This window comes from Mesorhizobium sp. L2C066B000 (assembly GCF_000502335.1).
Taxonomy (GTDB): domain Bacteria; phylum Pseudomonadota; class Alphaproteobacteria; order Rhizobiales; family Rhizobiaceae; genus Mesorhizobium.
The window spans coordinates 33,316-47,750 of the sequence record NZ_AYWZ01000003.1; the positions used below are offsets into that span (position 1 = coordinate 33,316).

Consider the following 14,435-nt stretch of genomic DNA (forward strand, 5'->3'; position numbering starts at 1 on the left):
AGCAATCCCTTGACGGTCAGGCGGCGATCTCGACGACCGCTTCGATTTCAACGGTGATGTTTCCAGGCAGCGAGCCGACCCCGATCGCCGAGCGGGCATGGCCGCCGATCTTGTCGAAGACGCTGGCGAACAGGTCCGAGCAGCCATTGACCACTTTCGGGTGGTCGCTGAAGGTCGGCGTCGCATTGACGAAGCCGAGCAATTTGACGACGCGCACGATGCGGCCGAGATCGCCGGCGGCGGCGTGCATGACGGCGAGCAGGTTGAGGCCGGTGAGGCGGGCATGCTCATAGGCCTGCTCGACGGTGACGTCCTCGCCGACCTTGCCGGTGCACAGCGTGCCGTCGGCGCGCAGCGGCCCTTGACCCGAAAGAAAGATCAGCCGGCCGCTTTCCGCATGGGTGACGAAATTGGCGATCGGCGTCGGCGGCTCGGGCAGCGTCAGGCCGAGCTCGGCGAGCCGGATGTAAGGCGTCATGGAAGAATTCTCCTCGGGCCGGCCTGTTGTTTTACGCAATTCCCAAGGGAAAGCGCTTCGCGCTTTTCCCGGGAAAACCGCTTACACTTTTCCTGGAATTGCTTTGGGCCGCCCATGTCAGAAATGCGAGGCGCGGAACCGCGCCAGGAAAGAGCGCAGGCGCTCATTGGTGGTCTCTTCGGCAAGGATCTCCTTCGGCGGGCCAACAGCGCTGACACCGCCATCGGCCATGAAGACAATGCGGCTCGAAGCGTCGCGGGCAAAGGCCATCTCGTGCGTGACCATCACCATTGTCATGCCGTCTTCGGCCAGGCTGCGCACAACGGCCAGCACCTCGCCGACCAATTCGGGATCGAGCGCGGAGGTGATCTCGTCGAGCAGCAGGATCTTCGGCTCCATGGCGACTGCCCGCGCTATGCCGACGCGCTGCTGCTGGCCCCCGGAGAGTTCCGCCGGCAGGCTGTCGGCCTTGTGGGCGAGGCCGACGCGGCTCAGCCAATGCTCGGCGATCTGGCGCGCCTCGGCCTTGCTCTTGCCGCGCACCTTGGTGAGGCCGAGCATGATGTTGCCGGCGGCGGTGAGGTGCGGAAACAGGTTGAAGCTCTGGAACACCATGCCGGTTTCGGCGCGCATGTTGGCAAGGTCGCGCTCGCTGCGCCGCTGGCGCGCGCCGGCCTCACGAAAACCGACCTCCTTGCCGTCGATGCGGATCGAGCCTGAGTCGTAGCTTTCGAGAAAGTTGACGCAGCGCAGCAGGGTGGTCTTGCCGCTGCCGGAAGGGCCGATGACGGTGACCACCTCGCCCCTGTCCACCTTGAGGCTGACCGAGCGAAGCACCTCGACCGAACCAAAGGCTTTCGAGACCCCGGCAATGTCGAGAAGGGCAGCATTGTCGTTCGAGCTTGTGGCCATCGTGCTAGTCCCGGATGAAGGCAAAGCGCCGTTCCAGCCGCCGGCTGGCGTAGGAAAGCGCATAGTTGACGGCGAAATAGATCAAGGCGCCGAGGATGTAGAGCGGCATCGCCTCATAGGTGCGGCCGATGACCTGGTTGATCGCCTGCATCAGGTCGGTGATGCCGAGCAGCGAGACCAGGGCGCTGCCCTTGACCGCATCGGTGACGCCGTTGATCCAGGGCGGCAGGAAGCGCCGGAAGGCCTGCGGAAAGATGACGTAGGTGAGCCGCTGGCGAAAAGTCAGCCCAATGGCCATCGCCGCTTCTGACTGGCCCTTGGCAATGGAGCCGACGGCGCCGCGGAGATACTCAATGACCTGCGCCGTCTTGAACAAGGTCAGCGCCAGCACCGCCGCCGAGAAGGATTGCAGATGCAGGCCGATGGCCGGCAGGCCGTAATAGACGAAGAACATCAGCACCAGGATCGGGATGCCGCGGATGGTGTCGGAGAAGATGCGCACGGCCCAGCGCAGCGGCGCCGGGCCGTAGACCAGGCCGACGCCGAGCGCGACGCCGGCAATCAGCGACAGCACCACGACCAGCAGCGACACCCACAAGGTGATGGCGAAGCCCTGGGCGAGGAACGGTACGGCGTAGAGGATCTGGCTCAGCATGTCAGCGCGCAGCCCTGAACCGGCGTTCGACCAGCCGCAGCCCGAAGAGCAGGGTGTAGCCGGTCACCAGGTACATCGCCGTCGTCACCAGATAGACCTCGACGATGCGGAAGGTGTTGAAGTTGATCCACTGGGCGCCGAAGGTGAGCTCGGGCACCGAGATCACCGAGGCGATCGACGTGTCCTTGAACAGCGAGATGAAGGTGTTGGACAGCGCCGGCAGCGTGATGCGCAGCATGGTCGGCAGGCGCACGTGAACCAACCGCTGCCAAGGCGTCAGCCCGATCGCCTTGCCGGCATCGAGCTGGCCGCGCGGCACGGCTTCCAGGCCGGAGCGGAACACCTCGACCAGATAGGCGCCGCTATAGACCGACAGCGTCAGCACGAACGAGGTCGGCGCGTCGTAGGCGACGTCGATCACCGTCGGCAGGCCGTAGAAGACAAGATAGACGAGCAGGATCAGCGGCACGTTGCGGATGAATTCGACGTAAGCCGCAATGATGGCGCGCACCACGCGTCCGGCCGAGACATACCAGACCGCCAGCACCAGGCCGATGACGACGCCGATGGCAATCGAAATCACGGCAAGCTCGAGGCTGAGCAGAAGGCCGCCCCACAGCTTGTCGAAGTGGCGCCAGATCAGGTTGAAGTTGAGCGTATAGCCCATGCGTCTCCCGCAATAACCAAGGGATGCGAACTAGAAGGCGGAAGGGCTAACCCTTCCGCCAGCGCTTGTCAGACAACCGGGAAACCGGAATGGCGGGCCGGCGGCTCCTGGCCGAAATAGTCCTTGAAGGCGGCGTCGTAGAGTGCGGTCTCATGGCCGAACATAGCGATGGTGAAGGTCTGGTTGACGAAGCTCAGCCAGTCCAGGTCGCCCTGCCTGACCGCCGCGCCGTAGAGCATCGAGTACCAGCTCTTGCCGGCATCGAAATATTTGTCGGGGTTGCGCGAGGCCAGCCAGCGCACGGTTGAAAGATCGACGGCGGCGGCATCGGCGCGTTTCGATTCAAGTGCCTGCAGCACATTGGCCTGAGTGTCGATCTGCAGCACCTGCGCCTCCGGCAGGGCGTAATGGACCGAGCTTTCGGCATCGACATTCTGCAGGATCGAGATGCGCGTCGCCGAACCACCGGCGAGCAGCTTGTCGAAGGTCTTGTTTTCCGCCGTCGGCAGCGTCAGCAGGGCGACGCCCTCGACATAGTATGGCCTGGAGAAGTGGATCAGCTGCGAGCGCTGCGCGGTCATGGTCATGAACTGGATGGTGATGTCGACCTTGTTGGTGGTGACATTGGGGATGCGCTGCGCCGGATCCTGCATGACGAACTCGACCTTGCTCGGATCGTCGAACAGACCCTTGGCCAGGATGCGGCCCATGGTGATGTCCATGCCGACCAGCTCGCCGGCATCGTTTTCGAAATGCCATGGCGCGTTGGTGCTGCCGGTGCCGACGATCAGCTTGCCGCGGTCAAGCGCGGTGCGCAGAACGCTGTCGGATGCGGCTTGTGCCGCCGCCTTTTCGGCGCTGACAGCGGTCATCACGCCCGCCGTTGCAAGCCCGGCCATGCCCAGTTTCAGAAAATCTCGCTTGGATGCGTCGTTCACTGCGACCTCCTGTTGTTTGAGTTCCCCTTACAGACACACGTGTCGCCGACCTGAATTGTCTCTTACAATAGACACATGTATCCTGTACAAGACAGATACTAACATCAGGAATCAGTTATGCAAGACAGCAATGGACTCACGGATCGGGCGGAGCTTGGTCCAGCCGAGAGCCCGACGCCCGACAAGACCTCCGGCTCGCGCGAGAAGGGCCTCAACCGGGTGCTGGAGATCCTGGACTTCCTGCATGTTACGCAGCGCGCCATCGGCATTGGCGATCTAGCCAAGGGGGTGAATGCGCCGCGCTCCACCACCTATACGCTGGTGCGTTCGTTGGTCGATGCGGGTCTCCTGGAGATGGAGGGCGACGGCAACCGGGTCTATTTCGGCAAGAAGCTGTACCTCTATGGAATGGACTATGTCAGGGGCAACGACCTGCTTAGGCGGGGCCGGCAGGAGGTCGACAATCTGTCGCGCGAGACCGGCGAGACCTCCGAATTGTGCATGCTGCAAAGCGGGCGCTACACCATCGTCCATTCCAGCCCCGGCACCAGGCCGTTCCGCATCAGCTCGGCCACCGGCCTGCAGATCCCGCTGCCATGGACGGCATCGGGGCGGCTGCTTCTGGCCGGATTGGAAAGGGCCGCCATCCAGGACATGGTCTCGGAAGACGACCTTTTGCTGCCCGACGGCCGCAGGCTGCAGTTCGACGACTTCATTGCCGATATCGCGACGGCCAGAACGACCGGCTATTGCATCACTTCGGGGCTGGTCGACGCCTACACCAAATGCCTGGCCGCCCCTGTCTTCGCGGCCGCTGGCAAGGTCGAGGCGACGATGTGCCTGGTGGTGCCGATCGACACTTCAGCGGAGAAGACCGACGAATTGCTGACGTTGCTGCGCCATCGCGCGGCGCGGCTGTCGATAGCGGGGTGAGCAGTGCGCGATTCAGAAAATTTTTTGAATATCAACTTCGCCAACATAGAAGAAATGTATCACATCATTGATATAAATCTCTATTTCGACCTGCCCGTCATCTAATGTGTCACTGACCAATAAAGGGGAATTGTTTAGAAAATTTCTTACAATATCTTGGTCATCTATCTCGACAAATCTAACGAGATTCCCGATATCCCCGGTGTACCTGACGAAGTCTCCGCGACTGACCGACGGCATGGTTGATCTCCGACGTTTAATATCGGTCAGCTTCGGTCGTTTGCGGCGTCAAGCGATGATGTCCGGAATGATCTTGTCTTCCAGCGCCATCAGCCGGTCCTTGAGGAAAAGCTTCTTCTTCTTCATACGCTGGATCTGCAAGGGGTCGCAGCCCATGGCGATCATCGCATTGATGGCCGCGTCGAAATCGGCATGCTCCTGCTTCAGGCGGGAAAATTCGAGGCGGACATCGGCCTTTTCCTGGTCGGACATTCTCTACCGTCTGCATGTCTGCGGCGCCCGGCAATGGGCATGATTGGGCGGGGGCGGCATCAATTGCCGCCGGCGCGCAGCCAATATCACATATCACATTGTCGTGGAATGCTACCACGCAGCATTCGACATCGCAGCCGGATGGTGGCAGACTGTCATGGTGCCGTCACAGATGCGACCTGCGGTGGACGTGCCTTTGACGGCTGCAATCGAGGAAAACCATGAAAGGGAGAACCAATCATGTCTCTTGCATCCCATCTTGATGAGTTGCAGCGGAAACACGGTGACATCGAACGCGAGATCGACGATGCGATGAACCATCCATCGGTCGACGACCTCGAAATCGTGAATCTGAAGCGACGCAAGCTGGCACTCAAGGACGAGATTGAAAAACTGAAGGCGAAACCGACGAGACACTGACGCCCTTCCAGGATTAGAAGCGCCGCCTTGGCGCGTGACTATCGCTCCGGTGGCGACATGCCGCCGGAGGCCTGTTTTTGCTACTGATTCCGATACTGTTGGCCGGCGAAACCCGTCTGTGGGGTCACCGCGCTGCTGCGATTTGGCGGCTCTGCTTGTCTGTCGCCATTGACAAGCCATCTTTGCTCCTCCACCTCATGCCCGAACCTCAGCGCTATGCGCTGATAGCTGATTGAGCGTGCGTCGACGTGGACGTATGTCGCTCGGGTGATCAAGAGGCTGCCGGCATGACCGGGTATTTTTCCTCCCCCTTTGCGCGCCGGACATCGGTCGGCGTCGATGTCGGCGGCGTGGTCGTCGGCGGCGGCGCGCCGGTCGTCGTGCAGTCGATGACCAACACCGACACGGCCGATATCGACCAGACCGTCGCGCAGGTTGCGGCTTTGCATCGCGCTGGCTCCGAGATCGTGCGCATCACCGTCGATCGTGACGAGAGCGCCGCCGCCGTGCCGCGCATCCGCGAACGGCTCGAGCGGCTCGGCATCAATGTGCCGCTGGTCGGCGACTTCCACTATATCGGCCACAAACTGCTGGCCGATCATCCGGCCTGTGCCGAGGCGCTGGCCAAATACCGCATCAATCCTGGCAATGTCGGCTTCAAGGACAAGAAGGACCGCCAGTTCGCCGCGATCGTCGAAATGGCGATCAGGCATGACAAGCCGGTGCGCATCGGCGTCAATTGGGGGTCGCTCGATCAGGAGCTGCTCACCCGGCTGATGGACGAAAACCAGCGCCAAGGCTTTCCGCTGACGGCGCAGGAAGTAACCCGCGAAGCGATCGTGCAGTCGGCCATCCTGTCGGCCGAAATGGCCGAAGAGATAGGCCTCGCCCGCGAAAAGATCATCCTGTCGGCCAAGGTCAGCGGCGTGCAGGATTTGATCGCCGTCTATGCCGAGCTTGCCACGCGCTCCAACCATGCGCTGCATCTTGGCCTCACCGAAGCCGGCATGGGATCCAAGGGCATCGTCGCCTCGTCGGCTGCCATGGGCATCCTCTTGCAGCAAGGCATTGGCGACACCATCCGCATCTCGCTGACGCCGGAGCCGAATGGCGACCGCACGCGCGAGGTGCAGGTCTCGCAGGAACTGCTGCAGACCATGGGCTTCCGTCAGTTCGTGCCGATCGTCGCCGCTTGCCCCGGCTGCGGTCGCACGACCTCCACCGTGTTCCAGGAGCTCGCCCAGAACATCCAGGCCGATTTGCGCAAGAACATGCCGGTCTGGCGGGAGAAATATCCCGGCGTCGAGAACCTCAAGGTCGCGGTGATGGGCTGCATCGTCAACGGCCCCGGCGAATCCAAGCACGCCGATATCGGCATATCGCTGCCCGGCACCGGCGAGACGCCGACCGCACCCGTCTTCGTCGACGGCAAGAAGTCGGCGACGCTGCGCGGTCCGTCGATCGCCGCCGATTTCGAAAAAATGGTCGCCGATTATATCGAGCAGCGGTTTGGACAGCACGGCAAGGCTGCGGCCGAATAAGCCATGCGGGGGCTGCTCAAAGCCGGTGTGATCCTGCTCTGCGGGCTGGGTGCCGGACAGGCACTTGCCGATCCACCGCAATCGCGCTCGGCGGCGAAACGATTGATCGGCCGTGTCTGTGACCTGATCGAGACGCATGCCGAGCGGAACGGCCTGCCGAAGGATTACTTCGCCCGGCTGATCTGGAAAGAAAGCCGCTTCGATCCCAATGCGGTTAGCCCGGTCGGTGCCGAAGGCATCGCCCAGTTCATGCCGGGCACCGCCAAGATGCGGGGGCTGGCCGATCCTTTCGATATCGACCAGGCGATCCCGGCTTCGGCGAAATATCTCGCCGAAATGAAGACCGGCTTCGGCAATCTCGGCCTGGCGGCGGCTGCCTACAATGCCGGCGAGAGCCGCGTTTCGCGCTGGCTGGGTTCCGGCGGTTTCCTGCCGATGGAGACCGAGAGCTACGTCTTCGACATCATGGGCGAACCGGCCGACAAGTTCTCCGACAGCGCCTACGCCGGAACGATCGAGCCGCTCGACGGGAAAACCAGCTTTGCCGTCGCCTGCCGCAAGCTGCCGGTGATCATGTCTAGAACCGTGGCCATGGCGTCGATCAATGTGAAGCCATGGGGCGTCCAGGTGGCCGGCAATTTCCGCAGGGGCGCGGCGATCAATCAGTGGCTGCGGGTCAGGAGCCGGTTTCCGGCGCTGCTTTCCGGTCGTGACCCGGTGGTCAGCCGGGTGCGCACGCCGATCGGCCGACGCGGCATCTACGCCGTCAGGATCGGTGTCGACGACCGTGCCGCCGCCAACGTCATCTGCCAGAAACTGCAAAGCGTCGGCGGCGCCTGTATCGTCGTGCGCAACCGATAGGGGGCGACATGACGGCCAAAATCGTCCTGCTTAATGGCGTCGGCAGCGCCGGCAAAAGCTCGATCGCCAGGGCGCTGCAAACAATCGCCACCGAGCCCTTCCTGCATGTCCAGATGGATGCTTTCATCGACATGCTGCCGCCGGCGCTGCAGGATCATGCCGACGGGTTTTCCTTTGAGACCGTGCTGGAAGACGGCAAGCCGTCGGTGGTGATCAGGAGCGGGCCGGTCGGCGCGCGAGCCATGCGCGGCATGCGCCATGCCATCGCCGCCATGGCCGGGCAACGCAACAATCTCATTGTCGACGACGTGATCTTCAATGACGAGATAGCGGAGCACCGCATGCTGCTGTCGGGTTTCGACCTGCATCTGGTGGCGTCATGGCGCCGCTGGAGGTGCTGGGAGCGCGCGAGGCCGCGCGCCGACAGGCTGCCTGGCCTGGCGCGCTGGCAATATGGACGCGTCCACAACGGCATAGACTACGACCTCGAAGTCGACACCAGCCGGCTGACGCCGCTTGAATGCGCCCGTCGCATCCAGGAAAGATTCCGACTATAGTGGCCGGTGTTCTTTTGTTGCAATCATAGCTCTTCCAATCGCCCGAAAGCGATAGTCACCCGTCATGTGCAGGGCGATTAAATATTAATGAGCCCTGCTGTAGCAAAAGAGGTCGATATCTCGACGAGAGCTTTTGCGATCGTCAAAAAGGCGGGGCATGGGGGCGGTGGCAAATTTCCTTAGACGCGTTGTAAGTGAACTTGAAACGCCGCGCGCCAAACGGCCGTTCGGTTCTGGCTGGCTGTCCGGCTCGATTGGCTTGCTTGCCGGGGTCACCGCCCTGCTGATGGTCATCGTGCTGCGCTACCCGTCGCTTACATCGATGCCGGATCTGGCCCCCATCCACCAGATGCTGTTCTTCAAGCCGGTGCTCTATTTCGTCCTCATCTCCGGCTATATCCTGGCGATCCTCAGCATGACGCTGCGCAGGCAAAAGACGCTCGGCGCGGCAGCGATGTTCACTGTGCTGCTGGCGTCGCTGGTCGGCATGCTTCCGGTGCGCCATCAACTGCACATCGAAGGGGTGTTCTTCGGGCTTGATTTCTTCATCCTGAACGCCTTGTTCATGGGTGTGCTGTTCGTTCCGCTCGAACGTCTTTTCGCGCGCAACAAGGATCAGACCGTGTTCCGCGACGAATGGCGCGAGGACCTGTTCTACTATCTGGTCTCATCGCTGCTGGTGCAGATTTTGACCTACCTGACCTTGGCGCCGTCCAACTTCGTCAATGCGCAGGGCGCCCTTGGTTCGGTGCGCGCCTGGGTCCACGACTTGCCGTGGCTGGTGCAACTGCTGGCGGTAATGTTCCTGACCGACCTTGCCCAGTATTGGGTGCATCGGGCCTTTCATCGCATGCCCTGGCTGTGGAAGTTCCATGCCGTGCACCATTCCGCCAAGTCGATGGACTGGATTGCCGGTGCGCGCATGCATTTCCTGGAAATCATCGTGCTGCGCAGCCTGACGGCCACCCCGATGTTCGTGCTGGGGTTCGATGAATCGGCTATCCAGACGTATATATTGATCGTCTACGTCTATTCGTCTTTCATCCATTCCAACATCGGAACCAGTTTCGGTCCAGTCGAAAAGGTGCTGGTGTCGCCGCGTTACCACCACTGGCATCACGGCCTCGAGAAAGAAGCGATCGACGTAAACTTCGCCATCCATTTCCCGCTGCTCGACCGGCTGTTCGGTACCCACCATATGCCCGAAGGGCGCTGGCCGAACGGCTACGGCATTCACGGACATCCCGTTCCGAACGGATACTGGCAGCAATTCCTCTATCCCTTCCGGCGCGGCTAGACTGGAGCCCTTCGCGAAGCGCGCGTGTCACCGCGCCCTGGCGGGGTTAGCCCAATCCATGACAAGCGACAGAGTCCCAGATGCTTGACGGCTATATAATCTGCGGCACGCCGAGAACCGGAAGCACCTTGCTGTGCGGCCTTCTGGCATCGACGAAAACAGCCGGCGATCCGCACTCATTTTACCGGCGGCAGGACAAGGCGGAATGGGCCGAAGAGTGGAAATTGCCGCATCCCGAGACGATGAGCGCGCATGATTTCGACCTCGCCTATCTCGGTGCGGCAATCAGCGCGGGAAGGGGCGGAACGGGCGTCTTCGGCTTGCGCCTGATGCGGGAAAACCTGGATGAACTCTCGGCAATCCTCGACCGGATCTACCCAGACCTGCCATCGGACAAAGCACGCTTTGAAATGGCCTTCGGGCGGGTCCTCTACATCCATCTTTCGCGCGAAAACAAGCTGGCGCAGGCGGTGTCGCTGATCAAGGCCGAGCAGACCGGGCTTTGGCACATCGCGCCCGACGGAACCGAGATCGAACGAGTCGCACCGCCGCAGGAACCCCGCTACGATTTCAAGCGGATCCAGCGCGAGCTTGCCGAACTCGAAGCCTATGACGGGGCCTGGAACGTCTGGTTCGCGGAGCAGGGGATCGTCCCGCTGCGAATCGGCTATGAGCGCCTGTCAGCCGATCCGGCAGCGGCATTGGCATCCATCTGCGAGGCCCTGGGTGTTCCGGCGCCGAATGCCGCCGACATAAAGCCTGGCGTCGCCAAGCTCTCGGACGAGACCAGTCTCGACTGGATGCACCGCTATTGTCTGGACGCGGCGATTTGATCAAGCCCTCTTTACCGCCACCGTTTCGCTGAGCCATGTGCCGATCTTGCTGCCGAGACGGTCGGGCGACACCGGCTTGGGCAGATAGTCGTCCATGCCGGACTCGATGCATTTGTCGCGGTCGCCCTTCAGTGCGTGCGCGGTGACGCCGATGATTGGTGTGTGATTGCCACTCGCTGCCTCCGCCGCCCGGATGGCGCGGGTCGCCTCGTAGCCGTTCATCTCCGGCATGGAGACGTCCATGAGGATCAGCTTCGGTCCCAGCGCCCGGTACATCTCGACGGCCGTGCGGCCATTGCTGGCGATGCGGTAGCTGAGGCCAAGCCCATTGAGGATCTGGCCGAACACCAGCTGGTTCACGTCATTGTCCTCGGCGATCAGAATATCGATCGGGCCGTTTGGCGTGGCGATCGATTCAGGCACTGTGGCCGCCGGAATTGCCGGGCCGCGAATGACGGTGAAGGCGGGTGGCGCCACAGGTGCCGCCTGCGGAACAACAGGCTCGCGAACAAACTGGGCCTTGCCGATCTGGGCCCGCACTTTCTGGATTGCCGAGATGACGGTGCCGAGCAGGACGGCCGAGCGCGCCGGCTTGGTGAGATGCGCGGCGATGCCGAAATCGATGACCATCTTGCCGAAATCGACCTGATCGACCGAGGTCAGCAGCACCACCGGGATGGCGGAGAGACGGCTGTCGGCGGAAATCGCCTTGGCGACATCGGCGCCGTTCATGCCGGGCATCTGGTAGTCGAGGATGATGCAGTCGACCGCAGCACCGAGTTGGCTGGCCCGGTCTAGAAAGGCGAGGCCGACGGCGCCGCTTTCGGCGGCCGCGCAGTCGAAGCTCCAGCTTCTGAGCTGCTCCAGCAAGATCTCGCGGTTGACCGGGTTGTCGTCGATGACCAGCACGCGAGCGCCGGTGACATCGACCGGCACGACCTCGTTGCGCGTGTCCTGCTGATGCGCCGGCAGCGGCACGGCGAACCAGAACACCGAGCCGCGGCCGATCTCGCTTTCGACGCCGATCTTGCCGCCCATCAGNCATCAGATCGATGAGGCGGGCGGCGATGGCAAGGCCGAGGCCGGTGCCTTCATGGCGGCGCGTCGACGAGCCGTCGACCTGCGCGAATTTCTCGAACACGTTCTCGAGCTTCTCGGCAGGAATGCCGATGCCTGTGTCCTCGACGCGGACCTTGAGCTGGACCATGCCGTCGACCACCTCGCCGCCGACATCGATCAGCACATGGCCCTTCTCGGTGAACTTCACCGCATTGCCGAGCAGATTGGTGACGATCTGACGGAACCGTCCGGCATCGCCGACGACATGGGCAGGCAGGCGCGGGTCGACACGCACGATCAGCTCGAGGTTCTTTTCGGCGACGCGCGCCGACACCAGTGTGGCCACGTCCTCGACCGCTTCGGCAAGCCGGAAGGGTGCAGGATCGAGCGTCAGCTGACCGGCATTGATCTTGGAGAAATCGAGGATGTCGTTGATGATGGTGAGCAGCGCATTGCCGGACTTGACGATGACTTCGGTGAAGGTTTTCTGGCGCGCGTTAAGCTCGGTCTTGGCGAGCAGTTCGGCCATGCCCAGCACGCCATTCATCGGCGTGCGGATCTCATGGCTCATATTGGCCAGGAATTCCGATTTGGCGCGGTCGGCCGCTTCGGCCTTGAACAAGGATGCGGCGGATTCGGTGAAGGCGCGGCGGATCGCATTTTCCATCGGCCGGAAGATCCAGAGGGCAACGATGGCAAGAACCGCGAACAGAAGGCCGCTTGCCCACAACAGCAGCCTGTCGCTGGAGGCGTCGGCCAGATGGCGTTCGCCATCCATGGCGGTACGCACACGCACCAGCATCGGCTGGACGAACAGGTCGTTCTGGTTGAGGATTTCGCGCGAACTCCATTCGTCGGTCTGTTGCGCCGCCGACATCAGGTTGAAGTTGCGCACGATGTCGCGCGACGACCAGAACAGGTCGCCGTTGACGGCGGCCGACGAGAGTTCGTCCAGCGTTTTGGCCGACAGGCTCGGCTTGATCGCGGCCAACTCCGCGGACAGTGTTTCGATCTCGCTGGTCAGGCGTTGCGAATGGCCGCGCGCTGCGGCGGCAAGGCCGTCACGGGTTTCGGTGCGCCAGGTCGTGCTGGCGGTTTCGGCAAAGCTGGAGGCGTTGCGCAGGTCGCGGGTGAAGACGACGAGATTGCTGCTCAGCGCGTCGATGTCGTGGCGGAAGGAATTGACGCGATTGAGCGCAAACATCACCGCGGTGGAAGCCAGCGCAAAGATGAGCAATCCCGAGATGTAGCGGATCCGGATCGAGCGGATGAAGAAAGAATATTCCGGCATGCGCAACCCCAACACATACGCATCATTTTAACGGTCGGGATTACGCTTGATTTACATTAAAATTCCGTTCGCGCCTGGCGGGCCGTCAAGATCCTGGCTGCACGTGCCCGGAGTTGGCGCCATAGAGGGTGGCATCGCATTCGCGCATCATGCGCAGTGCTTCTTCCTCGGTCAGGCCTAACTTGCGCATCATGCTCCGGATTTCGGGGCCTACAGCTATCTCCACCGGTCTTGCCGCCTGGCGGGTCTTCCTGGCCTTTTTCTTGGACATCAGTACGTTTCCCGTCTTGACCGACACATGTTTCGCATCAGCCCTGGCCCGGCCTCACCGTGCTGCGCCAGACCATGGGCGCATGGCAGATCAGGCGGCTGCCAGCCTCCTCCCGCGCGCCGGTCGCGAGCCGCACGGCGCGCCTGGCGATCTCCTCGATCGGCGGCGAGAACGTCGTCAGCCGGTAAGAGGCCCAGTCGGCCTGTTCAATGTCGTCAAAGCCGATGACGCAGAGATCGCGGGGTACGTTGATGCCGAACTCGTGGCGGGCCGCATCGAGAAAGCCGCACGCAATCAGGTCGGTCACGCAGAACGCCGCATCCGGCCGCTGCCGGCCGGAAAAGAGTCGCCTGGCGCCATCGGCTCCGGTGGCATAGCCGGTGCGGCCCTCGCGCCACACGGTCACCTCCAGCCCTTCCTTCTGCGCGGCGGTAAGGAAGGCGGTTTCGCGGGAGAGCAGGCTGGGCGTGCCGGCAGCCGAGGTCACCAAAGCGGGGCGGGTACAGCCGGCCCGGATGAAGGCATGCAGCGCTGCCTCTGCGGCTGCAGCGTTGTCGACACCGATATTGTGCGGGCCGTCGAAGCGGTCATCGCGATTGATCAGCACCAGCCGCTGGCCGTTCTCAAGACAGGTGCGGATCAGCAACTGCGGCGGCGAGCCGGACAGAACGATGCTCGCATCGGCGCGATAGTTCAGCGTGTTGCGCAGCGCCTGGTCGACATGGTGGCTGGGGCCGGAGGTGTTGAACACCATGGCCATTTTGCCGGCGTCCCGCAGATGTTGGGTCAGCGCCTTCTGCAGGCGGGCATGATAGGGCGTGTCGCCATCGGCAACGATGAGGCAGACAATGCCGGTCGAGGCCCGCATCAGGCCGCGAGCCAGATGGTTGACGTGATAGCCGAGTTGCTCGGCCGCCAGCATCACTCGCTCGCGGGTTTCCCCGGAAACGGAAGCGCCGGGCGTGAAGGTACGTGACACGGCCGAGCGTGAAACCCCGGCGAGGTCGGCAACCTGCTGGGCGCTGGAAAATCCGGTGCGGATTCTCGGAACCGTCAAGCGAACGCTCTCGCTGCTGTTTCGGTGATTCTTTGCACGGCCGTGCAATGTAATGCAACTCTTCTGCCATTGCCACCCACCGCACTTGACAGGCATGGCCGAATGCAACAGCTTTGCACAGCCGTGCAATACAAGCCGGCTCAAGCGTGGCATCGGAGGAATACCCTGTCCAT

General features: G+C 62.3%; 15 protein-coding genes and 1 pseudogene. 7 read left to right on the forward strand and 9 right to left on the reverse strand.

Annotated elements, in window-relative coordinates:
• Positions 1-16: 16 nt before the first annotated feature.
• From X733_RS154990 to X733_RS154970, 5 genes are all read right to left on the reverse strand, one after another.
• Positions 17-478, reverse strand: a complete 462-nt coding sequence (locus X733_RS154990) for a RidA family protein (protein WP_023673109.1) — start codon at positions 476-478, stop codon at positions 17-19.
• Between the two features lie 117 nt (positions 479-595).
• On the reverse strand, positions 596-1,390 hold the full coding sequence (locus X733_RS154985) for an amino acid ABC transporter ATP-binding protein (RefSeq protein ID WP_023673108.1): 795 nt from the start codon (positions 1,388-1,390) through the stop codon (positions 596-598).
• Positions 1,391-1,394: 4 nt separating this feature from the next.
• The gene (locus tag X733_RS154980; protein WP_023818401.1) at positions 1,395-2,045 is read right to left on the reverse strand and encodes an amino acid ABC transporter permease; all 651 of its coding nucleotides are present in this window, start codon (positions 2,043-2,045) and stop codon (positions 1,395-1,397) included.
• Position 2,046: 1 nt separating this feature from the next.
• Complete coding sequence (locus tag X733_RS154975) at positions 2,047-2,712, reverse strand: amino acid ABC transporter permease (RefSeq protein ID WP_023693641.1); 666 nt, start codon at positions 2,710-2,712, stop codon at positions 2,047-2,049.
• Positions 2,713-2,780: 68 nt separating this feature from the next.
• Positions 2,781-3,611, reverse strand: coding sequence for a transporter substrate-binding domain-containing protein (locus X733_RS154970; protein WP_031193194.1), 831 nt, complete (start codon positions 3,609-3,611; stop codon positions 2,781-2,783).
• A gap of 156 nt (positions 3,612-3,767) precedes the next feature.
• Here X733_RS154970 and X733_RS154965 point away from each other — a divergent pair, with 156 nt between their 5' ends.
• On the forward strand, positions 3,768-4,583 hold the full coding sequence (locus X733_RS154965) for an IclR family transcriptional regulator (RefSeq protein ID WP_023684025.1): 816 nt from the start codon (positions 3,768-3,770) through the stop codon (positions 4,581-4,583).
• Between the two features lie 288 nt (positions 4,584-4,871).
• Here X733_RS154965 and X733_RS154960 read toward each other — a convergent pair whose 3' ends face one another.
• Positions 4,872-5,075, reverse strand: coding sequence for a YdcH family protein (locus X733_RS154960; protein ID WP_023673103.1), 204 nt, complete (start codon positions 5,073-5,075; stop codon positions 4,872-4,874).
• A gap of 240 nt (positions 5,076-5,315) precedes the next feature.
• Here X733_RS154960 and X733_RS154955 point away from each other — a divergent pair, with 240 nt between their 5' ends.
• The 6 genes from X733_RS154955 to X733_RS154930 all read left to right on the forward strand — a co-directional run bounded on the left by X733_RS154955 (position 5,316) and on the right by X733_RS154930 (position 10,584).
• Complete coding sequence (locus tag X733_RS154955) at positions 5,316-5,495, forward strand: YdcH family protein (protein WP_023684024.1); 180 nt, start codon at positions 5,316-5,318, stop codon at positions 5,493-5,495.
• Positions 5,496-5,782: 287 nt separating this feature from the next.
• The gene (gene ispG, locus X733_RS154950; protein ID WP_023715044.1) at positions 5,783-7,036 is read left to right on the forward strand and encodes a flavodoxin-dependent (E)-4-hydroxy-3-methylbut-2-enyl-diphosphate synthase; all 1,254 of its coding nucleotides are present in this window, start codon (positions 5,783-5,785) and stop codon (positions 7,034-7,036) included.
• Between the two features lie 3 nt (positions 7,037-7,039).
• Positions 7,040-7,897 (forward strand): lytic transglycosylase domain-containing protein, encoded by an 858-nt coding sequence (locus X733_RS154945; RefSeq protein WP_023818404.1) that lies wholly within the window; start codon positions 7,040-7,042, stop codon positions 7,895-7,897.
• Positions 7,898-7,905: 8 nt separating this feature from the next.
• Positions 7,906-8,454, forward strand: a complete 549-nt coding sequence (locus X733_RS154940) for a chloramphenicol phosphotransferase (RefSeq protein WP_023818405.1) — start codon at positions 7,906-7,908, stop codon at positions 8,452-8,454.
• Between the two features lie 166 nt (positions 8,455-8,620).
• Complete coding sequence (locus tag X733_RS154935; protein ID WP_023818406.1) at positions 8,621-9,751, forward strand: sterol desaturase family protein; 1,131 nt, start codon at positions 8,621-8,623, stop codon at positions 9,749-9,751.
• 80 nt (positions 9,752-9,831) lie between these two features.
• Entirely contained in the window at positions 9,832-10,584 is a 753-nt protein-coding gene (locus X733_RS154930; protein WP_023818407.1) for a Stf0 family sulfotransferase, read from the forward strand.
• On the opposite strand, the pseudogene X733_RS01000000166095 reads toward X733_RS154930, so the two are convergent.
• From X733_RS01000000166095 to X733_RS154920, 3 genes and pseudogenes are all read right to left on the reverse strand, one after another.
• Positions 10,585-12,934: pseudogene (locus tag X733_RS01000000166095) on the reverse strand (response regulator).
• A gap of 85 nt (positions 12,935-13,019) precedes the next feature.
• On the reverse strand, positions 13,020-13,205 hold the full coding sequence (locus tag X733_RS154925) for a hypothetical protein (RefSeq protein ID WP_023818408.1): 186 nt from the start codon (positions 13,203-13,205) through the stop codon (positions 13,020-13,022).
• Positions 13,206-13,242: 37 nt separating this feature from the next.
• Positions 13,243-14,262 carry a substrate-binding domain-containing protein gene (locus X733_RS154920; protein ID WP_031195645.1) on the reverse strand — a complete coding sequence of 340 codons (1,020 nt, stop codon included), beginning with the start codon at positions 14,260-14,262 and terminating at the stop codon, positions 13,243-13,245.
• Between the last annotated feature and the right edge of the window lie 173 nt (positions 14,263-14,435).